At 55.3% G+C, this 22,926-nt stretch carries 23 protein-coding genes; 1 reads left to right on the forward strand and 22 read right to left on the reverse strand.

Annotation, left to right across the window (positions count from 1 at the left end):
- Positions 1 to 110: 110 nt before the first annotated feature.
- From lipB to leuS, 13 genes are all read right to left on the reverse strand, one after another.
- On the reverse strand, positions 111 to 752 hold the full coding sequence (gene lipB / locus AB2B48_RS00225) for a lipoyl(octanoyl) transferase LipB (RefSeq protein ID WP_333499321.1): 642 nt from the start codon (positions 750 to 752) through the stop codon (positions 111 to 113).
- A gap of 98 nt (positions 753 to 850) precedes the next feature.
- Positions 851 to 1,114: a DUF493 family protein YbeD gene (ybeD, locus tag AB2B48_RS00230; protein WP_035894333.1), complete on the reverse strand. Its 264-nt coding sequence runs from the start codon at positions 1,112 to 1,114 to the stop codon at positions 851 to 853.
- 105 nt (positions 1,115 to 1,219) lie between these two features.
- Positions 1,220 to 2,419 carry a D-alanyl-D-alanine carboxypeptidase DacA gene (gene dacA / locus AB2B48_RS00235; RefSeq protein WP_123650106.1) on the reverse strand — a complete coding sequence of 400 codons (1,200 nt, stop codon included), beginning with the start codon at positions 2,417 to 2,419 and terminating at the stop codon, positions 1,220 to 1,222.
- Positions 2,420 to 2,557: 138 nt separating this feature from the next.
- A complete protein-coding gene (gene rlpA / locus AB2B48_RS00240) occupies positions 2,558 to 3,661 on the reverse strand; it encodes an endolytic peptidoglycan transglycosylase RlpA (protein WP_368300504.1) in 1,104 nt (367 codons plus the stop codon).
- A 10-nt stretch (positions 3,662 to 3,671) separates the two neighbouring features.
- The gene (mrdB, locus tag AB2B48_RS00245) at positions 3,672 to 4,784 is read right to left on the reverse strand and encodes a peptidoglycan glycosyltransferase MrdB (RefSeq protein WP_185669832.1); all 1,113 of its coding nucleotides are present in this window, start codon (positions 4,782 to 4,784) and stop codon (positions 3,672 to 3,674) included.
- A 2-nt stretch (positions 4,785 to 4,786) separates the two neighbouring features.
- A complete protein-coding gene (mrdA, locus tag AB2B48_RS00250; RefSeq protein ID WP_185669831.1) occupies positions 4,787 to 6,688 on the reverse strand; it encodes a peptidoglycan DD-transpeptidase MrdA in 1,902 nt (633 codons plus the stop codon).
- Between the two features lie 26 nt (positions 6,689 to 6,714).
- Positions 6,715 to 7,182 (reverse strand): 23S rRNA (pseudouridine(1915)-N(3))-methyltransferase RlmH, encoded by a 468-nt coding sequence (rlmH, locus tag AB2B48_RS00255; protein ID WP_035894327.1) that lies wholly within the window; start codon positions 7,180 to 7,182, stop codon positions 6,715 to 6,717.
- A gap of 3 nt (positions 7,183 to 7,185) precedes the next feature.
- Positions 7,186 to 7,503 (reverse strand): ribosome silencing factor, encoded by a 318-nt coding sequence (gene rsfS, locus AB2B48_RS00260; protein WP_185669830.1) that lies wholly within the window; start codon positions 7,501 to 7,503, stop codon positions 7,186 to 7,188.
- A gap of 260 nt (positions 7,504 to 7,763) precedes the next feature.
- Positions 7,764 to 8,375: an adenosylcobalamin/alpha-ribazole phosphatase gene (locus AB2B48_RS00265; protein ID WP_368300505.1), complete on the reverse strand. Its 612-nt coding sequence runs from the start codon at positions 8,373 to 8,375 to the stop codon at positions 7,764 to 7,766.
- Positions 8,376 to 8,398: 23 nt separating this feature from the next.
- A complete protein-coding gene (nadD, locus tag AB2B48_RS00270; protein WP_368300506.1) occupies positions 8,399 to 9,058 on the reverse strand; it encodes a nicotinate-nucleotide adenylyltransferase in 660 nt (219 codons plus the stop codon).
- Complete coding sequence (holA, locus tag AB2B48_RS00275; RefSeq protein WP_368300507.1) at positions 9,051 to 10,082, reverse strand: DNA polymerase III subunit delta; 1,032 nt, start codon at positions 10,080 to 10,082, stop codon at positions 9,051 to 9,053. The genes nadD and holA overlap by 8 nt, the downstream gene beginning before the upstream one ends.
- The gene (lptE, locus tag AB2B48_RS00280) at positions 10,082 to 10,654 is read right to left on the reverse strand and encodes an LPS assembly lipoprotein LptE (RefSeq protein ID WP_368300508.1); all 573 of its coding nucleotides are present in this window, start codon (positions 10,652 to 10,654) and stop codon (positions 10,082 to 10,084) included. The genes holA and lptE overlap by 1 nt, the downstream gene beginning before the upstream one ends.
- 14 nt (positions 10,655 to 10,668) lie before the next feature.
- Complete coding sequence (leuS, locus tag AB2B48_RS00285) at positions 10,669 to 13,251, reverse strand: leucine--tRNA ligase (RefSeq protein ID WP_368300509.1); 2,583 nt, start codon at positions 13,249 to 13,251, stop codon at positions 10,669 to 10,671.
- 225 nt (positions 13,252 to 13,476) lie between these two features.
- Here leuS and AB2B48_RS00290 point away from each other — a divergent pair, with 225 nt between their 5' ends.
- Complete coding sequence (locus AB2B48_RS00290) at positions 13,477 to 13,959, forward strand: zinc ribbon-containing protein (protein ID WP_333010291.1); 483 nt, start codon at positions 13,477 to 13,479, stop codon at positions 13,957 to 13,959.
- 81 nt (positions 13,960 to 14,040) lie between these two features.
- Here AB2B48_RS00290 and rihA read toward each other — a convergent pair whose 3' ends face one another.
- From rihA to AB2B48_RS00335, 9 genes are all read right to left on the reverse strand, one after another.
- The gene (rihA, locus tag AB2B48_RS00295; RefSeq protein ID WP_368300510.1) at positions 14,041 to 14,976 is read right to left on the reverse strand and encodes a pyrimidine-specific ribonucleoside hydrolase RihA; all 936 of its coding nucleotides are present in this window, start codon (positions 14,974 to 14,976) and stop codon (positions 14,041 to 14,043) included.
- A gap of 184 nt (positions 14,977 to 15,160) precedes the next feature.
- Positions 15,161 to 15,886, reverse strand: a complete 726-nt coding sequence (gltL, locus tag AB2B48_RS00300) for a glutamate/aspartate ABC transporter ATP-binding protein GltL (RefSeq protein ID WP_185669822.1) — start codon at positions 15,884 to 15,886, stop codon at positions 15,161 to 15,163.
- A complete protein-coding gene (gene gltK, locus AB2B48_RS00305; RefSeq protein WP_185669821.1) occupies positions 15,886 to 16,560 on the reverse strand; it encodes a glutamate/aspartate ABC transporter permease GltK in 675 nt (224 codons plus the stop codon). The genes gltL and gltK overlap by 1 nt, the downstream gene beginning before the upstream one ends.
- Positions 16,560 to 17,300 carry an amino acid ABC transporter permease gene (locus tag AB2B48_RS00310; RefSeq protein WP_035894314.1) on the reverse strand — a complete coding sequence of 247 codons (741 nt, stop codon included), beginning with the start codon at positions 17,298 to 17,300 and terminating at the stop codon, positions 16,560 to 16,562. The genes gltK and AB2B48_RS00310 overlap by 1 nt, the downstream gene beginning before the upstream one ends.
- Before the next feature lie 166 nt (positions 17,301 to 17,466).
- Complete coding sequence (locus AB2B48_RS00315) at positions 17,467 to 18,387, reverse strand: amino acid ABC transporter substrate-binding protein (protein WP_185669820.1); 921 nt, start codon at positions 18,385 to 18,387, stop codon at positions 17,467 to 17,469.
- Positions 18,388 to 18,825: 438 nt separating this feature from the next.
- On the reverse strand, positions 18,826 to 20,364 hold the full coding sequence (gene lnt / locus AB2B48_RS00320) for an apolipoprotein N-acyltransferase (RefSeq protein ID WP_333010294.1): 1,539 nt from the start codon (positions 20,362 to 20,364) through the stop codon (positions 18,826 to 18,828).
- A gap of 5 nt (positions 20,365 to 20,369) precedes the next feature.
- Positions 20,370 to 21,248, reverse strand: a complete 879-nt coding sequence (corC, locus tag AB2B48_RS00325; protein WP_185669850.1) for a CNNM family magnesium/cobalt transport protein CorC — start codon at positions 21,246 to 21,248, stop codon at positions 20,370 to 20,372.
- A 120-nt stretch (positions 21,249 to 21,368) separates the two neighbouring features.
- A complete protein-coding gene (gene ybeY, locus AB2B48_RS00330) occupies positions 21,369 to 21,836 on the reverse strand; it encodes an rRNA maturation RNase YbeY (protein ID WP_035894311.1) in 468 nt (155 codons plus the stop codon).
- A complete protein-coding gene (locus AB2B48_RS00335; RefSeq protein WP_368300511.1) occupies positions 21,833 to 22,879 on the reverse strand; it encodes a PhoH family protein in 1,047 nt (348 codons plus the stop codon). Before AB2B48_RS00335 ends, ybeY begins: the two co-directional genes overlap by 4 nt.
- Between the last annotated feature and the right edge of the window lie 47 nt (positions 22,880 to 22,926).

The raw sequence follows: 22,926 nt of genomic DNA on the forward strand, positions 1-22,926 counted from the left end.
TTATGGCGAAATTAAGCAGAAAAAATAGAGAAACTTGCCGTTATTGTAAAGAGGGAGATGAAAAGATAGTGAATGACCCAACGAATTATTGGGTCAGGATGTATCATATATTAAGCGTGAATATATTCATGGGGTGGATTGTTTAGCAAAGCTAAAAAGTGGGAGACCAGCCGAGGCGATATATTTTCCGGCGTTGCGTCGTTCACCCACTGTGATACCTGGGCCATTTCCATTCCCGCATAACCACAAGGGTTAATTCTCAGGAAAGGTGACAGATCCATCGCGATATTCAGTGCCAGGCCGTGGAATGAACAGCCTTTACGGATACGTAACCCCAACGAACAGATCTTTTTCTCCCCTACGTATACCCCTGGCGCATCGGCGCGAGGGTGTGCTTCGATTCCCACCTCCGCCAGCGTATTGACCACCGTCTGCTCTAACAGCGTAACGAGCTCACGCACGCCAAGCTTACGGCGCTTGAGGTTTAACAGGACGTACATCACCTGCTGGCCGGGTCCGTGATAGGTCACCTGGCCGCCGCGGTCGCTCTGAATGACCGGAATATCGCCTGGCACCAGCACATGTTCGGCTTTTCCTGCCTGGCCCTGGGTGAAGACGGGCTGATGCTCTACCAGCCAGATTTCATCCAGCGTGGATTCATCGCGGCTATCGGTAAAATCATGCATTGCCTGGGAAACCGGTTCGTAAGGTTGCAGGCCAAGTTGACGGATCAGGAGGGTATTTAAGTCCAAAACAGCGTCTCCGCAGAGAGGGGAAATGATGGACGCAGAGTATATCACGGGAGGAGGGGAGAGGCGTTACCCGGCAGTGCCGGGTAACGGTGATGCGATTACAGCACCATACGGACGATTTCGATATTGCCCAACTCTTCGTACAGCGTTTCTACCTGCTCAATGTGGGTTGCATTGATGGTAATGGACACCGAGTGGTAATTGCCTTTGCTGCTCGGTTTTATCTGCGGAGAGTAGTCACCTGGCGCATGGCGCTGTACCACTTCAACCACCAGGTCAACCAGCTCAGGTTTCGCCAGACCCATTACTTTGTAAGTAAATGGTGTAGGGAATTCAAGCAGTTCGTTCAGTTTGGTTTTCATGTCAGCTCCAGTGTTGAAAAAGAACAACTCCCGCAAAGGTGCGGGAGTTGTTTTTACTATGCATAGTATATGGGGATGGAAATCACACTTTCAAGTGGGTGATTTTTAACCAAACCAGTGGTGGAACATTAATTTAATATAATCAATGATCTTACCGAAGAAGTTGCCTTCAGGAATTTCCTGCAGCACCACCAGAGGACGCTGATCGATGGTTTTGCCATCGAGCTGGAAGTTGATGGTACCGACAACCTGGTTTTTCTGCAGCGGCGCGTGCAGTTCACTGGTGGTCAGCACGTAGCTCGCCTTCAGATCTTTCATACGGCCACGTGGAATGGTCAGGTATACGTCTTTGTCCACGCCCAGGGAGGCGCGGTCGGTATCACCAAACCAGGCTGGTTCAGAGGCGAACTCTTTACCGGCTTTAATTGGGTTCACGGTTTCGAAGAAACGGAAGCCCCAGGTCAGCAGTTTTTTACTTTCGGTTTCACGACCTTTATAGGTACGACCGCCCATGACGGCAGAAACCAGGCGCATTTGACCTTCGGTTGCGGAAGCGACCAGGTTGTAGCCTGCTTTATCGGTGTGACCGGTTTTGATGCCGTCGACGTTCAGGCTGTTGTCCCACAGCAGACCGTTACGGTTCAACTGACGGATACCGTTAAAGGTGAACTCTTTTTCTTTGTAGATGGTGTATTCGTTCGGTACGTCGCGGATCAGCGCCTGGCCAATCATCGCCATATCACGCGCGGAGCTGTACTGACCATCTGCATCCAGGCCGTGAACGGTCTGGAAGTGAGTGTTCTGCAGACCCAGCGCCGTAACATAGCTGTTCATCAGCCCAACAAAAGCGTCCTGGCTACCAGCGACGTAGTCGGCCATCGCAACACAGGCATCGTTACCGGACTGCAGGTTAATCCCGCGGATAAGCTGGGATACTGGAACCTGCATGCCTGGTTTCAGGAACATCAGGGAAGAGCCTTTGAATACCGGGTTGCCGGTGGCCCAGGCATCGTTGCCGATGGTGACCAGATCGGACTCTTTAAATTTACCTGCTTTCATCGCCTGGCCGATGACGTAGCTGGTCATCATTTTGGTCAGACTCGCCGGGTCGCGACGGCTGTCAGCATTCTGCTCAGCCAGAACTTTACCGGAGTTGTAATCAATAAGAATGTAGGATTCCGCGTCAATCTGCGGAACGCCTGGAATCATGGTTTTGATGTTCAGGTCATCGGCGTGGGCAGCGGAAGAGAGTGCTGCGACGGAGAGCGCCGGAATGAGTAAGCGAGCGAAAAAAGAGGTCTTCATGGTCAAAACAACGACATCCGTGATGGAGTTAAAAAAGTGCCTTACTATAGCAAATGCCCTGCAGACAGGCATCCGACATCGCATATGACTTTGTTAATGACTTTTACATATACGAAGAATCGGATACCTCTGAGCGTTCTAGTTGGCGCGAGTAATAAACGATTGCAGCTGTGCTTCGCTCTGCAAACGTTGCTGTATGGTGCTGGCTTCGCCTTTGCTGCTGAACGGGCCTAGCTGAATACGCCAGACCGCACCGTTTTGTGTGACACGGCCCGGTACGGAAAACTGCTGGCTTAAGCGCTGTTGATACTGCTGCGCGCGCGCCTGATCGCTTACGGCGCCAACCTGCACGACGAAATCTCCGGTGGCGGCGGTTGCCGCGGCGGCCGGTGCTGCTACCGCAGCTGCAGGCGCCGTCACTGGCGCGGCTGCCGATGGTGTTGCCGCTGGAGCTGGCGTCGGTGCTGGCTCTTCGAGAACGCCGCTGTTTAACGGCGTAGGGGCGCCAAGGAAGCCGCCGCTTTTCACCGGGGCACCATCACCGCTGTTTGCTGGGGTCAGCGTATCGTTGCTGATAGGGCGGATATCACCCTGCGGCGCTGCCGCCTGCGGGGCGGAAGAGGCGCTGCCCATACCGCCGCTCAAGTCTGGACGACTTGGTAACGCATAGGTCTGTTTGGCGACGGTGGTACAGGCCATGCCAGGACCGGAAAGTGAACCATCCTGCGCCACAATAATCGGGTCGATACGGACCTTGGTGTTATTGGAGGTGTTCAGGCGATCCGCTGCCGCACGGGAGAGCGAAATCACACGATCGTTGCCATAAGGGCCGCGATCGTTAATGCGTACGACGATCATCCGGCCATTGGCCAGGTTGGTGATACGCGCGTAGCTTGGAATCGGTAATGTCGGGTGCGCCGCCGTCAGCTGCGTCGGGTCAAACGCTTCGCCGCTGGCGGTCAGATTGCTGCCCGGCTCAGCGTCGTAAATGGCAGCGAGGCCCGCCTGACTGAAGTTTGACGGATCCTGAACGACTTTGTATTTCTTGCCGTCACGTTCGTAGTCCTGATTCGCGGTCGCATTCAGGGGTTCAAAGTGCGGATCGGCCCCGCTGATTTCGACCGACGGGCCGTTACATACCGCAGGTTGTGGTGCAGATACGGTTTGTTGTTGACCATCATCGCTCGAACAAGCCGCCAGCAGCCCTGCTGCTATGCAGATCCCAAGCCATTGCTTACGCATTGAGCACCCCTTAGACGCTTTTTGACAACATTTTTCTGTGTGTATGTATCGACATCACGATACCGAACCCGGCCATCAGTACGATCAGGGCGGAGCCCCCGTAGCTGACCAGCGGTAGCGGCACGCCAACTACCGGCAAGATGCCACTTACCATACCAATATTTACGAAGACATAAACGAATAAAATCAGCATTAAACCACCGGCCATGACGCGGCCGAAGGACGTCTGCGCCTGGGCGGCAATCCACAGCCCGCGCATAATCAGCAGGACGTAGAGCGCCAGCAGGATAAGGATGCCAATAAGCCCCAGTTCTTCGGAGAGAACCGCGAAGATAAAGTCGGTGTGGCGCTCCGGCAGGAATTCGAGCTGCGATTGTGTACCGTGCAGCCAGCCTTTGCCGCGCAGGCCACCGGAACCAATGGCGATTTTAGACTGAATAATGTGATAACCCGCACCGAGTGGGTCTGATTCCGGATCCATTAACATCATGACGCGCTGGCGCTGGTAGTCGTGCATCAGGAAGAACCACAGAATCGGGATAAAGGCGGCGACCAGCAGGACGGCGACCAGAATCAGGCGCCAGCTTAAACCCGCGAGGAACAGCACGAACAGGCCGGACAGGGCGATCAGGATTGAGGTACCAAGGTCAGGCTGAGCGGCAACCAGCAGGGTCGGCAGGAAGATCAGCACCAGCGCAATGCCGGTGTTTTTCAGCGTCGGCGGACAAACATCGCGGTTGATAAAGCGCGCGACCATGAGCGGTACCGCAATTTTGGCAATCTCCGACGGCTGGAAGCGGACGATACCGAGATCCAGCCAGCGCTGTGCCCCTTTGGATATCGCCCCGAAGGCGTCTACCGCGACCAGCAGTATAATACAGAAGATATAGAGCCACGGCGCCCAGCCTTCGTACACGCGCGGTGGGATCTGCGCCATCACAATCATGATGACGAGGCCCATTGCAATCTGGCCGATTTTACGTTCCATCATGCCCATGTCCTGGCCGCTGGCGCTCCAGATAACCAACGCACTGTAGGTCAGCAGCGCCAGCAGAATGAGCAGCATAGCTGGGTCGAGGTGGATCTTATCCCAGAACGATTTTTTGTTCGGATTATCCGTCATGTTTATTGGTCCTCCGCCGCGGCGGCCGCTGGGTTTTCAGCCGGTAAATCGGTGTTGTTATCGCCCAGCATGATGTGATCAAGAATTTGACGCATGATGGTACCGACCGCCGGGCCTGCACCACCGTTTTCTAAAATAATAGCGACCGCCACCTGTGGGTCGTTATACGGCGCAAACGCGGTCATTAATTTGTGGTCACGCAGACGCTCCGCAATACGGTGGGCGTTATACGTTTCGTTAGCTTTCAGGCCAAAGACTTGCGCGGTACCAGACTTGGCCGCAATCTTATACGGTGCGCTGGCAAAATATTTGTGCGCGGTACCATTGCCACGGTTGGCAACGCCGAACATCCCGTCTTTGGCAATTTCCCAATAGCCGGAATGGATGTCGCCTATCGGCGGCTCCTGCGGCTGTATCCACGGCACTTTCTTGCCTTCTTCGACGGTGCTAGCCAGCAGGTGAGGCGTTTTGATGATGCCATCGTTAATCAGGATCATCAGCGCTTTGCTCATCTGGATAGGGGTTGCCGTCCAGTAACCCTGGCCGATCCCCACCGGAATGGTATCGCCCTGATACCATGGTTTTTTAAAGCGTTTAAGTTTCCATTCGCGGGTTGGCATATTACCGGAGCGCTCTTCCGCAAGGTCGATGCCGGTATAGTCGCCGTAGCCGAACTTGCTCATCCACTCTGACAGACGGTCAATACCCATATCATAGGCGACCTGGTAGAAGAAGGTATCCGCAGACTCTTCCAGCGCTTTGGTAACGTTCAGGTGGCCGTGGCCCCATTTTTTCCAGTCACGGTAGCGTTTTTCTGAGCCCGGAAGCTGCCACCACCCTGGGTCAAACAGGCTGGTGTTGCGGTTAATTACGCCTGCGCTCATGGCGGAGACCGCCACATACGGTTTCACCGTGGAGGCCGGAGGGTAAACCCCCTGGGTAGCGCGGTTGACCAGCGGCGTATTCGGATCGTTTAACAGGCCGCTGTAGTCTTTACTGGAGATGCCATCAACGAACAGGTTAGGGTCGTAGCTTGGCATTGAGACCAGCGCCAGAATGCTGCCGTTGCGCGGGTCAGTGACCACCACGGCGGCACGGCTGCCGGCCAGCAGCGTCTCGATATACTGCTGCAGCTTGAGGTCAAGCGTCAGGTAGATATCGTGACCGGCCTGCGGCGGCACCTCTTTCAACTGACGGATAACGCGGCCACGGTTGTTGACTTCAACCTCTTCGTAGCCGGTCTGCCCATGCAGCATATCTTCGTAATAGCGCTCAATGCCCAGCTTGCCGATATCATGGGTTGCCGCATAGTTGGCGAGCTTGCCATCTTTATCGAGGCGGTCGACGTCTTTATCGTTAATTTTAGAGACGTAGCCGATAACGTGAGTTAAGGCAGAACCATACGGATAGAAGCGTCGCTTGTAACCTTTAACCTCAACGCCCGGGAAGCGGTACTGGTTGACGGCAAAGCGCGCCACCTGCACTTCGGTGAGGTTGGTTTTCAGCGGAATAGAGGTAAAGCGGTGCGAACGTGCGCGCTCTTTTTTAAAGGCGGCAATATCGTCATCGGAGAGATCGACAACGCTGCGCAGGCCATCAATGGTCTCCTGCACGCTGTCGACTTTTTCCGGCATGATTTCCAGCTGGTAGATGGTGCGGTTAAGCGCCAGCGGCGTACCGTTACGATCGTAAATAATGCCGCGGCTTGGCGCGATAGGCACCAGCTTGATACGGTTTTCGTTAGAACGCGTTTGGTAGTCGGTAAAACGAACGATCTGCAAATTGTAGAGGTTGGCAATCAGCACGCCGGTAAGCAGCAAAATTCCCAAAAAAGCGACCACCGCCCGGCGCACAAATAGCGCGGACTCTGCCGTATAGTCGCGAAAAGAATTCTGTAGTTTCATTCGCTGCTTAATCTACCTAGGTCTCATTACTCGCGGTGGTAAGGGTGGTTGGTGGTGATGCTCCACGCCCGATAAAGGCTTTCGGCTACCAGCACGCGCACAAGCGGGTGCGGGAGCGTCAGCGTGGAGAGCGACCAACTTTGTTCTGCTGCGGCTTTGCATGCCGGGGAAAGCCCTTCTGGTCCGCCGATAAGCAGGCTAACGTCACGCCCGTCACCTTTCCAGCGTTCCAGTTCACGTGCAAGCTGCGGCGTATCCCAGGGTTTGCCTGGAATATCCAGCGTGACGATACGGTTTTTTCCTGCGGCGGCGAGCATTAACTCGCCCTCTTTATCCAGAATACGTTTGATGTCGGCGTTTTTACCGCGCTTGCCGGCAGGAATTTCCACCAGTTCGAACGGCATATCTTTCGGAAAACGACGAAGGTATTCGGTAAATCCGGTTTGTACCCAGTCAGGCATTTTGGTGCCGACGGCGACCAACTGCAGCTTCACAACTTAACCCCAGAGCTTTTCCAGTTCATACAGGCGACGGCTGTCTTCCTGCATGACATGGACAATGACATCGCCTAAATCAACAACAATCCAGTCGCCGGCATTTTCGCCTTCAACGCCCAGCGGCAGCAGGCCAGCAGCGCGGGATTCCTGGACCACATGATCGGCAATGGACATAACGTGGCGGCTAGAGGTGCCAGTACAGATAACCATGCAATCAGTGATGCTGGATTTACCCTGAACATCAATGGTGATGATGTCCTGACCTTTCAAATCATCAATTTTGTCGACAACAAAATCCTGGAGTGCTTTACCCTGCAAGTGTTCCCCCTGGGGTGTGAAGATAAACGGTATTAAACAGCCAGACAGTATACCCGAATTGAAAATATTATCGGGACAAAAAATCACCGAACGGGCGTTCTGGCGGGCTATCATCCCATCCCTTAGCGCTGATTGCATCGCCATTTTTGTAAAACAATTTCTGTCCACAAGTGTTGGAGGGGGATGATTCTGGCTGCGGAGGATAACAGCCTTGCAACGTGTGTCAATGGGTGGACGGAGGTCTGGTGCAGAAATCCGTTTTATTCCGCTTCCGGCAGCCAGATTGCGCGACTATTGAGCACTCGGAGGGTGACAAATTCCGCTGAAAAATCAATAACGCTCCACGCGCCGTGGTCGATGCGGAAATGCCACATTCCGGCCATCGGCATGCCGAGCAGCAGCGCGGTTAGCAGGCTAAGCACGCCTTGATGGCTGACGATCAGCAGGTTGTGGTCATCATAGTGGGCAAGCTCGGCGGCAAACGCTGAAACGCGGCGGGAGAAATCGGGGAAACCTTCGCCGTTGGTCGGGGCGGCGTGCTGCCAGTCGGCGCACCAGGCGGCGTAGTTCTCTTTATCTTCAATCTGAAGATCGCGGTGATGGCGCATCTCCCAGTCGCCGAAAAACATCTCGTTCAACAGCGGGTGAGGGGTGATAGGGATTCGTCGCTCGCCCAGCAGCAGGCGTGCCGTGTGCTGGGTGCGCTCCAGTTCGCTGCACAGCACGCGGTCGAAGGGAACCTGATACAGCATTTCGCCAAGGCGTTCAGCCTGCCTTTGGCCTTTAACGGTCAGCGGGGTCGGCGCGTGGCCGCTGTACAGTCCTGCCACGTTGGCTTCGGTTTCACCGTGACGTACTAGCCAGATTTTCATCGCGTCTCCCCTGGTGTATGACGCTAAGCGCCGTGGTGATACAGCCCCTGGTTGATGATGTAAGAGAGTACGGCCTCCGGCATCATCTCTTCACAGGACTCACCGCGCTCTAAGCGTTCGCGAATCAGCGTGGCGGAAACATCAAACCACGGCGTTTCTGCCAGGTATATTTTCCCTGCCGGCTGATGATGCAGATCTTCGATGTTGCTGGTGAGATGGCGATCCAGCCACTGCTGGTGCTCCTCATGCTTCATGGTTAGAGGATAGCCCGGCCGGCGGGTCACCAGCAGGTGAGCGTTGTCGAGAATCGTCTCGTAGCGCTCCCAGCTTGGGAAGGTAAGCAGCGAATCCTGGCCGATGATAAAGGCGAGCGGTTGCTCTGGCCCCTGTTCCTGTCGCCACTCCTGCAGCGTATCTGCCGTCCAGGACGGCGTGTCACGGCGCAGTTCGCGTTCGTCGAGCACAAACAGCGGCTTATCGGCAATGGCCAGTTCGACCATAAACTTACGCTGTTCGCTAGTGGCTTCCGGCTGCGGACGGTGCGGCGGCACGTTATTGGGCATAATGATGACCCGAGACAGGCCTATCTGGTTAGCCAGAATCTCTACTGGTTTGAGGTGACCATAGTGAATGGGATCGAAGGTCCCGCCGAAAAGCGCCTGTAGTTTTGCCATATCATCCATCGATAAAAACGTCGGCCAGTGCTTTATGACAAAGCAGCAGCGACAAACTTTCCAGTTCAGCCCAGACCGACTGACCGTAATCCTGTTTCAGCGTCAGCTCTGCGTGACTTAACAGCGTCACGGCCTGACGAAGCTGTGCGGCGCTATGTCGGTTGAGCGCATCGCCCACCATGCCGCGACGGTTTTGCCAGACCCGATGCTTATCAAACAATGCGCGCAGCGGAGTGTGCGCGCTTTGACGCTTTAAGGTCACCAGCATGAGCAGTTCACGCTGTATGGTGCGCAGCAGGATAACCGGCTCGCTGCCTTCCAGACGTAGCTGCTGCAGGATATGCAGCGCGCGTTTGCTCTTGCCAGCTAACAGGGCATCGACCCAGTGGAAAGGGGTAAAGTGCGCGGCATCGTTGACGGCTTGTTCAACGCGAGGCAGCGTCAGCTTGCCGTCCGGCCACAGCAGCGACAGGCGCTCCAGCGCCTGTGACAGCGCCAGCAGGTTGCCTTCATAGCAGTAGCAGAGCAGTTGGCTTGCGGGTTCATCAAGCTGCAGGTTGTTCTGCTTCGCGCGGTTAGCCAGCCAGCGCGGTAAATTCGCGGGTTCCGGCGTCTGACAGCTAATCTGCACGGCGCGGGTCGCCAGAGTGGTCAGCCAGGCGGCGTTTTCCTGCGCTTTGGTCAGCTTGTTGCCGCGAATAATCAGCAGGAGATCGTCATGCAGCAGGCTCACCAGCGTGGCGAGCTGTTCGTTGATCGCGGCGTTAGGGCCGTTTTCAGGCAGCAGCAGCAGCAGCGTCTGGCGGCTGGCGAACAGGCTCATCGCCTGGCAGAGGGAAAAAAGCTCGTTCCAGTCGGTGCTGGCGTCAAGCGTGATGGTATGGTGCTCGATAAAGCCTTCGCTGACGGCGGCATGCCGGATGGCGTCCTGGCTTTCCTGGAGGAAAAGGGGGTCATTACCGAGCAGGAGATACGCCGCGCGCAGCCCTTCAGAGAGCTGCGCGCGGAGTTGTTCTGGGTACAACCGAATCATCAGTTACCCAGAGTGGTTGATACACGAGAGCTGGCGGCAGGCTGGGTCGCCTGATTTTCCGCACTCTCTTTGGCATCGGCAATGTGTACGCTTGGCAGCTTACGAATCAACTGTTCAGCCGCTTTCTGGTACATCTCTTGTACGATCATGCCCTGCTCGCTGTCTTTCGCCAGCGCTTTCTGCGGGTTGTCGAAGAACGAACGGTACACTTTGGTCGAGATAGGGAAAATATCCTGACCTGGGATAAGTACCGTGGCGTTAACCGTCATCACCATCTGATATTCAGCCGTTTGACCATTCTGGAACACGGAAGCTGTGTCCTGCTGGAGGCTGAATGAGCCCAGACGCAGGGACGGAACGTCCTGGCGCGTCGTGCTTTGATCAAGCACGGTTATGCCACTCGTTCTCAGCTGTTCGCGAACTGCACGGCTCAGAGGACCGTTTGGATCGCTAGACTGGAAAATCAGCGTTTTCATTTCGTCTGGCACCTGCGTAGTGCTACGCAGATGCCAGCCGCATCCGGCGGTGACCAGCACCGCCAAAGATAACAACAATGTTGTCAGGTATCGCACGCTTCCTCCCGCGCTTAGCCAACGACCAGGTTAAGCAGCTTGCCCGGTACGTAAATCACTTTACGCACGGTTACGCCCTCAAGGTATTTCGCAACCAGGTGTTCCTGGCCTGCACGCTCACGAACTTGCTCTTCAGTCGCGTCAACCGCAACGGTGATTTTACCGCGAACTTTACCGTTGACCTGAACCACGACCAGCGTGGTGTTTTCCACCATCGCTTTCTCGTCAGCCACCGGCCACGGCGCGTTGTCGATATCGCCTTCGCCGCCCAGCTCTTGCCACAGCGTGAAGCTAACGTGTGGGGTGAACGGGTTGAGCATACGCACGACGGCCAGCAGCGCTTCCTGGATCAGCGCTCTGTCCTGCTCGCCTTCCTGCGGTGCTTTCGCCAGTTTGTTCATCAGCTCCATGATCGCCGCGATGGCGGTGTTGAAGGTCTGACGACGACCGATATCATCGGTAACTTTAGCAATAGTTTTATGAACGTCACGGCGCAGTGCCTGCTGATCTTCCGTTAACGCATCGACGTTCAGCGCCGCAACCGGGCCCTGAGCGGTGTGTTCATAGACCAGTTTCCAGACACGTTTCAGGAAGCGGTTCGCCCCTTCAACGCCGGATTCCTGCCATTCCAGAGTCATATCCGCTGGAGAAGCAAACATCATGAACAGACGCACGGTATCTGCACCATAGCGTTCAACCATCACCTGCGGGTCGATGCCGTTGTTTTTGGACTTGGACATTTTGCTCATGCCGGTATACACCAGCTCATGGCCCGCCGCGTCCTTCGCTTTCACGATACGGCCTTTCTCGTCGCGCTCAACGATAGCGTCAACTGGGGAAACCCAGTTACGTTCGCCGTTTGCGCCCACGTAGTAGAAGGCATCTGCCAGCACCATGCCCTGACACAGCAGCTGTTTAGCCGGTTCATCAGAGTTAACCATGCCCGCATCACGCATCAGTTTGTGGAAGAAGCGGAAGTAGAGCAGGTGCATGATAGCGTGTTCGATACCGCCAATGTAGATATCAACCGGCAGCCAGTAGTTCGCCGCTTTAGCGTCCAGCATGCCTTCCTGATACTGCGGGCAGGTGTAACGCGCGTAGTACCATGAAGATTCCATGAAGGTGTCGAAGGTGTCGGTTTCACGCAGTGCAGGCATACCGTTAACGGTGGTTTTTGCCCACTCTGGGTCGGCTTTGATCGGGCTGGTGATGCCGTCCATGACCACATCTTCCGGCAGGATAACCGGCAGCTGATCTTCTGGGGTTGGCAGCACGGTGCCATCTTCCAGCGTCACCATTGGGATTGGCGCACCCCAGTAGCGCTGACGGGATACGCCCCAGTCACGCAGACGGTAGTTCACTTTACGCTCACCCACGCCCATCGCCGTCAGTTTGTCAGCGATAGCGTTGAAGCCGTCTTCAAAGCTCAGGCCGTCGAACTCGCCGGAGTTAAACAGGGTGCCTTTTTCGGTCAGCGCCTGCTCGGAGAGATCCGGCTTGCTGCCGTCTGCGGCAAGGATAACCGGCTTGATGTTCAGGCCGTATTTAGTCGCAAATTCATAGTCGCGCTGATCGTGGCCCGGAACGGCCATCACTGCGCCAGTACCGTACTCCATCAGGACGAAGTTTGCCGCCCATACAGGGATCGCTTCGCCGGTCAGCGGATGAATAGCTTTAAAGCCGGTGTCGACGCCTTTTTTCTCCATGGTCGCCATATCGGCTTCAGCCACTTTGGTGTTACGGCATTCGTCGACGAAAGCTGCCAGAGCTGGGTTGTTAGCCGCAGCCTGCTGTGCCAGCGGGTGACCCGCAGCAACGGCCAGGTAGGTGCAACCCATGAAGGTATCTGGACGGGTGGTGTAAACGGTCAGTTTGTTGGCGTAGTCGTTAACGTCAAAGGAGATTTCAACCCCTTCGGAACGGCCGATCCAGTTGCGCTGCATCGTTTTCACGGTGTCAGGCCAGTGATCCAGGTTGTCCAGATCGCGCAGCAATTCGTCAGCGTAAGCGGTGATTTTGATAAACCACTGTGGGATCTCTTTACGCTCAACTTTGGTATCGCAGCGCCAGCAGCAGCCGTCGATAACCTGTTCGTTCGCCAGTACGGTCTGGTCATTCGGACACCAGTTCACCGCAGAGGTCTTCTTGTACACCAGGCCTTTTTTATACAGCTCGGTGAAGAACTTCTGCTCCCAGCGATAGTACTCAGGGGTACAGGTAGCCAGCTCGCGGCTCCAGTCATAGCCAAAGCCCAGCATTTTGAGCTGGTTTTTCATGTACGCGATGTTGTCGTAGGTCCATGGCGCAGGCGCGGTGTTATTTTTTACCGCAGCACCTTCAGCCGGCAGGCCGAACGCATCCCAGCCGATAGGCTGCAGAACGTTTTTGCCCAGCATGCGCTGATAGCGAGCAATAACGTCGCCGATGGTGTAGTTACGGACGTGGCCCATGTGTAGTCGACCAGAAGGATAGGGAAGCATCGACAGGCAGTAATACTTCTCTTTGCTCTCGTCTTCAGTAACTTCAAATGTGCGCTTCTCATCCCAGTGAAGCTGGACTTTCGATTCTATCTCTTCCGGGCGGTATTGCTCTTGCATGGCAGCCAGTGATCCTGTTTTCAATACAGCTACAAATGTAGCCTATAGATGTGGTATTTCAGATCCGCATAGCATAGCCCAAACGTTCACGTCAAAACAGCCTTTCGCACGTTAAGGCGGCGAAAAGCTCCGGGCGTCATTTATCAACTCTGTGGTGAAGCTGGCAAAGCAGAAATCAAATAACGGCTATTATTAGAAGAGGTTAACTGGCTGGGAGAGGAAACAATGAACAAGGTTGCTCAAATTTACCGTGAATTGGTGGGCTCGCTAACTGAACGTCTGCGCAATGGTGAACGCGATATCGATGCCCTGGTCGCGCAGGCGCGGGCGAAGGTCGCACAAACCAGCGAGTTAACGCGTAGTGAAATTGATGAACTGCTGCGCGCCGTTCGTCGTGACCTCGAAGAGTTCGCGATGAGCTACAGCGAAAGTCAGGAAGATGATTCCGACAGCGTGTTTTTGCGGGTGATTAAGGAGAGTATCTGGCAGGAGTTGGTGGATATTACCGACAAAACGCAGCTGGAATGGCGCGAAGTGTTCCAGGATCTGAACCATCACGGGGTGTATCACAGTGGGGAAGTGGTGGGGTTGGGTAACCTGGTGTGCGAGAAGTGTCATTACCACCTGGCGGTGTATACGCCGGACGTGCTGCCGCGCTGCCCGAAGTGCGGGCATGACCAGTTCCAGCGTCGGCCGTTCGAGCCGTAATGGGTATTCCCGGGGGCACACCGTTCGCCCGGGCTACATGAGGATTGTAGCCCGGCCAAGCGCAGCGCCGCCGGGACCGGCTCAATGGTAAAACGCTAACCGTTCAGCCAACAGATCAACAAACGCCTCTCGGTCTACGTCCACCATGACCGTCGCGTTCGGTTTATTCCCCGTCAGGAAGTAGTAATCCACCACCGTCATCCCCTGCGTGTATTTCCCCTGCGTCTCCACGCCAACCCAGCGCTCAACGGTAGTGAAGATCTCCGGCTTCAGCAGCCAGGCGATGGTACACGGGTCGTGCAGCGGCGCGCCAACAAAGCCCCACTTTTCATCCTTGTGGTATTCCATAAAGAAGTCGAGTAGCTCGGCAACAATGGTTGAAATCGGGTTGCCAATCGCGCGAAAACGCTCGGTATCGGCAGCGTGGATTTGCGCTTTATGCGTCACATCAAGTCCAGCCATGACGACCGGAATTCCCGACTGGAAGACGATTTCTGCCGCTTCCGGATCAACAAAGATGTTGAACTCGGCGGCAGGCGTCCAGTTGCCGAGCGTCATCGCACCTCCCATGATAACGATACGGGCGATTTTTGCGTGCAGTTCCGGGTGGCCGTTGAGCAGCAGCGCGACGTTGGTTTGCGGGCCTGTAGAGACAATAGTGACCGGCTGCGGGCTTTCACGTAGGGTTTTGGTCATCAGCTCAACGGCGGTGCAAGGCTGCGGCGCAAAGGACGGCTCCGGCAGCGCCGGGCCATCAAGCCCGCTCTCGCCGTGAACGTTGTCGGCAATAATCAGCTCACGCATCAACGGCTTTATCGCGCCGCGAGCGACCGGAATATCCGGACGTTGGAGTAACGTCAACATGCGCAGGACGTTACGCAGGGTTTTGTCCGGCGTCTGGTTACCGGCGGAAGAGGTGATAGCTTTCACCTCCAGCTCAGGTGAGGCGAGGGCGAGAACAATAGCGATCGCGTCATCATGACCCGGGTCGCAATCAAGAATAATTGGCAGTGCCATAGCGGTTCCTTGTCAGCATTATTTTGTGACAAGGGTAAATCCTGCATGTGGAATGAACGAGAGCAGAAACGCGAAAGCGTGATGAGACGCGCAAAAGGGTAGCCCGGCCGAGCGAAGCGACGTCGGGATAGCTCAGTGCCCGACCCGGCGTCGCTTCGCTCGGCCGGGCTATATGAGGTTGGGATTAGTGCAGGATTTTGGCGAGGAAATCTTTCGCGCGGTCAGATTTCGGGTTAGCGAAGAAGGCCTCTTTGTCGGCATCTTCAACGATCTTGCCTTCGTCCATAAAGATAACTCTGTTAGCCACTTTGCGCGCAAAGCCCATTTCGTGAGTCACCACCATCATGGTCATCCCTTCATGGGCCAGCTCGACCATCACGTCCAGCACTTCGTTGATCATCTCAGGATCGAGCGCCGATGTTGGCTCATCAAACAGCATTGCGACCGGATCCATACAGAGCGCACGGGCGATTGCCACACGCTGTTGCTGGCCGCCGGAGAGCTGCGCCGGGAACTTGTTGGCGTGCGCGGAAAGCCCTACGCGCTCGAGCAGCTTTAAGCCTTTTTCGCGGGCCGCGGCTTTATCGCGTTTCAGAACCTTAACCTGCGCCAGCGTCAGGTTCTCGATGATCGACAGGTGCGGGAACAGCTCGAAGTGCTGGAACACCATGCCGACGTGAGAACGCAGCTTCGCGAGGTCGGTTTTTTTGTCGTTGACCTTAGTGCCGTTGACCAGGATTTCGCCCTGCTGTACCGGCTCAAGACCGTTAACGGTTTTAATCAGCGTGGATTTGCCGGAGCCGGACGGCCCGCACACCACCACCACTTCGCCTTTTTTCACTTCCGTGGAGCAATCGGTCAGCACCTGAAAGTGACCATACCATTTAGAGACGTTTTTCAGGGTAATCATTATACGGTCCTTTTCTTCAAGTAGCTGACCAGCAGCGAGGCGCTAAGGCTAATCACAAAATAGACAAAACCAGCAAACAGAATCATTTCCACCTGAGTCCCGTCACGCTCACCAATCGTGGAAGCGGTACGGAAGAAGTCCGCGAGGCTCAGGACGTACACCAGCGAGGTATCCTGGAACAGGACAATCCCCTGGGTTAGCAGCAGCGGCACCATGGCGCGGAAAGCCTGCGGCAGAATGATGAGCTTCATTGATTGCCAGTGGGTCATCCCCAGCGCCAGTGCGGCGCTGGACTGCCCGCGCGAGATGCTCTGAATACCTGCACGGATAATCTCGGAGTAGTAGGCGGCTTCAAACATCGAGAACGCCACCATCGCCGAGATCAGGCGGATATCGCTTTTTGGTGACAGCCCAAGCACGTTTTGCAGGAAGCCCGGCACAATCAGGTAGAACCACAGCAGCACCATCACCAGCGGCACGGAGCGGAAGATATTGACGTAGGCTTTAGCAAACCAGGCAACAGGTTTAAACGCCGACAGGCGCATCACCGCCAGCAGCGTACCCCAGACGATACCGATGATAATCGCCGTGACGGTAATTTTGAGGGTGATAACCAGACCTGCCAGCAGGTAAGGCATCGACGGAACAATCGAACTCCAGTCAAAATCGTACATTATTTACCTCCCAGATTGCCTGGCAGGCGGATTTTGCGTTCCACCAGCGCCATTACCAGCATAATCACGGCGTTAATGAAGACGTAGGCGAGGGTGATCGCCGTAAAGGATTCCCAGGCGTGCGCGGAGTAGTCCAGCAGCTTGCCTGCCTGCGCGGCCATATCGACCAGACCAATCGTGGAGGCGATGGCCGAGTTCTTCACCAGGTTCATCATCTCGGAGGTCATCGGCGGCACGATAACGCGATAAGCGTTCGGCAGCAGCACGTAGCGGTAGGTTTGCGGTAGCGTCAGGCCCATCGCCAGACCGGCGTTCTTCTGCCCGCGCGGCAGCGACTGAATGGCGGCGCGTACCTGCTCGCAGACGCGGGCGGCGGTGAACAGACCCAGACAGATCATCGAAGAGAGGAAGAACTGGATGTTCGGATCCAACTCCGACTTAAACCACATGCCGAGATTTTCCGGCAGTAATTCCGGCACCACGAGGTACCAGGTAAAGAACTGCACAATCAGCGGGACGTTACGGAACAGCTCGACGTAGCAGGTGCCGAGCGAGGACAAAAAGCGGTTTGGAACGGTACGCAGGATGCCGAACAGCGAGCCGACGAGGAAGGCGATAATCCAGGCGGTAATCGAGAGTGCGACGGTGACCTGAAAGCCGCTCCACAGCCAGCCGAGATAGGTGGTGTTGCCGAATGGGGCCTGTTGTAAAAAGATACCCCAGTTCCAGTCTATTGACATAATGAACTCCAGAAAAAAAAGGGTAGCAGTACGACCTGCTACCCTCGAAGATTGTGGAACAGCGTTTTGCGGTATTCAGGCCAGGTGGGGAACGACCACCTGACGTATAGTCTGTCCGTGCTGAACTACAATCGAGAGGGCAGATTTATCCGCCCCATTTTTTTAATTAGTTAAGTGCTTTGTCGTTTGGCGTTTTGAACAGCGTTTTCATCTCTTCTGACAGCTCAAAGTTCATGTTCAGGTTTTTCGGTGGAATTGGGTTTTTGAACCACTTATCAAACCATTTCGCCGCTTCGCCTGAGGTCTGCGCCTGAGCGATGGTGTCATCCATCAGCTTTTTGAAGTCAGGGTCGTTTTTACGCAGCATACAGCCATAAGCTTCCTGAGACTGCGGCTTGCCGACGATCTCCCAGTTGTCTGGTTTCTTGGCTTTCGCACGTTCACCAGCCAGCAGGGCATCATCCATCATAAACGCCACTGCACGACCGCTTTCCAGGGTACGGAAGGAGTCACCGTGGTCTTTGGCGCTGATGATGCGCATATTCATTTTTTGCTCGTCGTTCAGCTTGTGCAGCAGAATTTCAGAGGTAGTACCGGAGGTCACAACCACCGCTTTGTCTTTCAGATCCGGGAAGTCTTTAATCGGGCCGCCTTTTTTCACCAGCAGACGCGTACCGACCACGAAGATGGTGTCGGAGAATGCAGCTTGTTTCTGGCGTTCGACGTTGTTGGTGGTAGAGCCACACTCAAAGTCGAAGGTGCCGTTTTGCAGCAGTGGAATACGGTTCTGGGAAGTGATTGGAATCAGCTTCACATCCAGTTTCGGGTTGTTGAGCTTTTTCTTGATAGCGTCAACGATGGCGTTGGAGTAGTCCTGAGAGTAACCGACCACTTTCTGCTGGTTGTCGTAGTAGGAGAACGGCACAGATGATTCGCGGTGGCCAACGACGATAACGCCGTTTTTAGCAATTTTATCCAGCGTCGATTGCTGCGCGGCATCGGCGGCAGGCTGTGCGTCTTCTGCATGCGCCAGGCCAGCGGTCACACCCATGACCAGCATGGCGGCGGCCAGTTTACGTAATTGCATATCCAACTCCTTTATCCTCTGCATCGGCAAAGATGCATTGATACCCATTGTGATTGTTGTGTTGTTCTCGCTGCGTCTTTAGCGTGCAGCGTTATGTGTGTTTGTTAGCATTTAGTTTGGCTTAATGTAAAGATTTTGCTGCTTTATTGTTTATTTTTGCGAAGCGCGCCGCACCGATTTGAGGCAAAAATCGCAGTTTGCACGATTTTGGTGCTACCGATGTGTTGTTGTGGTGCAACTTAGTTGCGCCAGTCGGTGGTGTGCAGCCTCTTGATTATATTAAGCAATTGGCGTGCCAGAATGGGCTTTGTGAGGGAGGTTTACGAGTGGAAAAGGACCTGTAGGCCTGATAAGCGCAGCGCCATCAGGCGCCATACGGCACGGTTGCCGGATGGCGGCGTACCGCCTTATCCGGCCTACATTCGGTAGTGCAGAGTTTTACTTGCGACGCTGACGCAGGCTCATCACCAGCGCACCAAAACCAAACAGTGCGGTAATCAGCCACACGGTCCAGTCGCCGGTACGTGCATAAGGCGTTAACCCAGTGGTTGGCGTCACTTTGGTGGTCAGTACCTGACGCGTGAACTGCGGGATCATCGCCTGAATTTCACCGCGTGGGCCAATCACGGCGGTAATGCCGTTGTTGGTGCTACGCAGCAGCGGACGCGCCAGCTCCAGCGCGCGCATGCGTGCCATCTGGAAGTGCTGCCACGGGCCGATAGACTTACCAAACCACGCATCGTTAGAGATAGTCAGCAGGAAGTTGGTGTCCGGGCGGAAGTTGTCGCGCACCTGCTGGCCGAGAATAATCTCGTAGCAGATAGCGGCAGTCAGCTTCAGGTTATGCGCCTGCAGCTGCGGCTGGACGTACGGCCCACGGCTGAATGACGACATCGGCAGGTCAAAGAACGGCGCGAGCGGGCGCAGAATCGACTCCAGCGGGACAAACTCACCAAATGGCACCAGGTGATTTTTGTTGTAACGGTTGGTCGACTCGTAGCTGTACGGGCTGTCTTTACCCAGGGTGATGATGGTGTTGTAAGTGTCGTAGCGGTTCTGCTTATTGAGTCGCTGGTCGACAATACCGGTAATAAGCGTGCTGTCTTTGGCGCGCAGTAAATCATCCATCATGCTCAGGAAGCGCTGCTGGTTGATTTCCAGATCCGGAATCGCCGACTCCGGCCAGATAATCAGCTGCGATTTGCCCATCACCTGTTCGGTGGCATCAAGGTAGATTTTCAGCGTATTAATCAACTGGCCTTCATCCCACTTCATGGCCTGCGGAATATTGCCCTGCACCAGTGAAACCTGAGTGGTTTTGTCGGTTTGTAGGGTATACCACTGGATGTAACGCAGTGGGAACGGCAGGGCGAAGAGCACGACGCCCACCACCAGCGGACGCCAGTTGCGGGTCACCAATGCCAGCACTAACAGGCCGCTTACCGCCATCAGCAGGAAGTTGATGGCCTCAACGCCCATCAGCGGCGCCAGCCCTTTCAGCGGGCCGTCAATCTGGCTGTAGCCAAACTGCAGCCACGGGAAGCCGGTCAGCACCCAGCCGCGCAGGAACTCGGTAATTTGCCAGACAACCGGCGCGGCAATAGCGACGCGAACCCAGTTGGTTTTCGGCCACAAGCGCGACAGAATGCCGGCAAACAGGCCGGTATAGAGTGAGAGATAGGCGGCCAGCAGCACGACGAGGAAGACGTTGACCGGGCCCGGCATACCGCCAAACTGCGCGATGCTGACGTAGACCCAGTTAATGCCGGTACCAAACAGGCCAAAGCCCCAGAAATAACCAATGGCGGCGGCCTGCACGGGACGACGGTTAAGCGTCAGCGCCTGCAGCCCTATCAGCGAAACAATCGCCGCTGGCCAGAAGTCATAGGGAGAAAAAGCCAGCGTACCGCTGGCTCCGAAAAGTAGCGCCAGCAGCAGACGAATGCGCTGGCGTTCAAGCAGTGAGGCAAATGCCATGAAGGTTATTCATCCAGTTTCGGTTGTGGGGAATCGTCCGGGATTTTAACGTGAACCTGAATAATACGACGGCTGTCCGCCATAGCGACCTTAAACTGGTAACCATCGATGTCGATGGTTTCCCCACGGGCAGGCAGGTGGCCAAAGGCCTGCATTACCAGACCGCCAATGGTGTCCACTTCGTCATCGCTGAAGTGGGTGCCGAACGCGTCGTTGAAGTCCTCAATAGAGGCCAACGCGCGTACCGTCCAGGTGTGGCGGCTGAGCTGACGGAAGTCGATATCGTCCTCTTCGTCATACTCATCTTCAATTTCGCCGACGATCAGTTCGAGAATGTCTTCAATCGTCACCAGACCCGACACGCCGCCAAACTCATCGATAACGATGGCCATATGGTAGCGCTGGGAGCGGAACTCCTTCAGCATACGGTCAACCCGTTTGCTTTCCGGCACGACAACCGCGGTGCGTAACACTTTATCCATGCTGAAGGCTTCGGAGTCGCTGCGCATAAACGGCAGCAGATCTTTCGCCATCAGAATCCCTTCGATGTGATCTTTATCCTCACTGATCACCGGGAAGCGCGAGTGGGCGGACTCGATGATCACATCAAGACATTCGTCCAGGGTCTGGTTGCGTTTCAGGGTAATCATTTGGGAGCGCGGGATCATGATGTCGCGGACGCGTTGGTCTGCGATATCCATTACCCCTTCAAGCATATCGCGCGTATCTTCATCGATAAGCTCGTTCTGCCCGGAATCACGGATCAGCGCCAGGAGATCGTCACGGTTTTTTGGTTCACCGTGGAAAAGCTGGCTGAGTAAGAGGGAGAAGAATCCCTTTTTGCTGTTTACTGTGTCACTACTGTGTGAATTGTCGTCGCTCATGGCGTCGTTTGGGTTCTCATGTTGATTTAACTGTCGCTCGTCACGCGTAAACTCAGCGCCGGACGGCATGTGTACTCGTCTTACTTCAAGTATAAAAAGGCAGGGCCGAAGCCCTACCGTTTATTCTTTCTCGGAAATGTACGGATCCTCATAGCCCAGAGCAAGCATTATCTCTGTCTCGAGGCTTTCCATCTCTTCCGCTTCCTCATCTTCGATATGGTCATAGCCCAGCAGATGCAGGCTACCGTGCACCACCATATGCGCCCAGTGGGCTTCCAGCGGCTTGCCTTGCTCAACGGCTTCCTGCTCAACGACCTGGCGGCAGATGATCAAATCGCCCAGCAGCGGCATTTCCATTCCCGGCGGTGCTTCAAACGGGAATGACAGCACGTTGGTTGGCTTATCCTTGCCGCGGTAGGTGAGGTTCAGTTCGTGGCTTTCAGCCTCATCCACCAGGCGAATCGTAACTTCTGATTCCTCCTGAAACTGCGGGATGACGGCATCCAACCATGTCTGAAACTGACTTTCTTCTGGCAGACCGGTGTTGTTTTCACAGGCCAACTGGAGATCGAGGATCACCTGACTCATTTCTGCTCCTGCGCCTGAGTTTCGCGTTTACGTTCTGCGGCCTGCTCGGCTTTACGTTTTTGATCGGCTTCTTCCCACGCCTCGTAGGCGTTAACGATGCGGGCAACCACCGGGTGGCGCACCACGTCTTCGCTGTGGAAGAAGTTAAAGCTAATTTCATCGACTTCAGCCAGCACTTCAATAGCGTGGCGCAGGCCAGATTTGGTGCTGCGCGGCAGGTCAATCTGGGTAACGTCGCCGGTAATTACCGCCTTGGAGTTGAAGCCGATACGGGTCAGGAACATTTTCATCTGTTCGATGGTGGTGTTCTGGCTCTCATCAAGGATGATAAAGGCATCGTTCAGCGTACGGCCGCGCATGTAGGCCAGCGGCGCAACTTCGATGACGTTACGCTCCATCAGCTTTTCGACTTTCTCGAAGCCCAGCATCTCGAACAGCGCGTCGTACAGCGGGCGCAGATACGGGTCAACCTTCTGGCTTAAATCGCCCGGCAGGAAGCCGAGTTTTTCGCCTGCTTCCACCGCAGGGCGGGTCAGCAGAATACGGCGAATCTCCTGGCGCTCCAGCGCATCAACGGCGGCGGCGACGGCAAGGTAGGTTTTACCCGTACCGGCAGGGCCTACGCCGAAGGTGATGTCGTGGTCGAGAATATGGGCGATATACTGCGCCTGGTTCGGCGTACGCGGTTTAATCACCCCGCGTTTGGTTTTGATATTGATGGCTTTGCCGTACTCCGGCACGCTCTCCGCGCTCTGTTCCAGCACGCGCGCTTCTTTAATCGCCAGGTGAATCTGTTCCGGCTCAATATCCTGAAGCTGGCCGCGCATTGGCGCGGTATCAACGTACAGGCTGCGCAGAATGTCGGCAGCGGCGGTCACGCAGATAGCGCGTCCCGTCAGTTTGAAATGGTTATCGCGGCGGTTGATCTCGATGCCCAGTCGTCGCTCCAGCTGTTTGATATTGTCATCAAACGGGCCACACAGGCTCAGCAGACGGGCATTGTCGGCTGGCTCCAGGGTAATTTCGCGAGTGTCTATGTTCAAACTGTTCCTCTTATGCATGAGTTGCCGGTAGTAAGACGTGACCGGCT

The sequence above is a fragment of the Kluyvera sichuanensis genome, assembly GCF_040930405.1.
GTDB lineage: Bacteria > Pseudomonadota > Gammaproteobacteria > Enterobacterales > Enterobacteriaceae > Kluyvera > Kluyvera sichuanensis.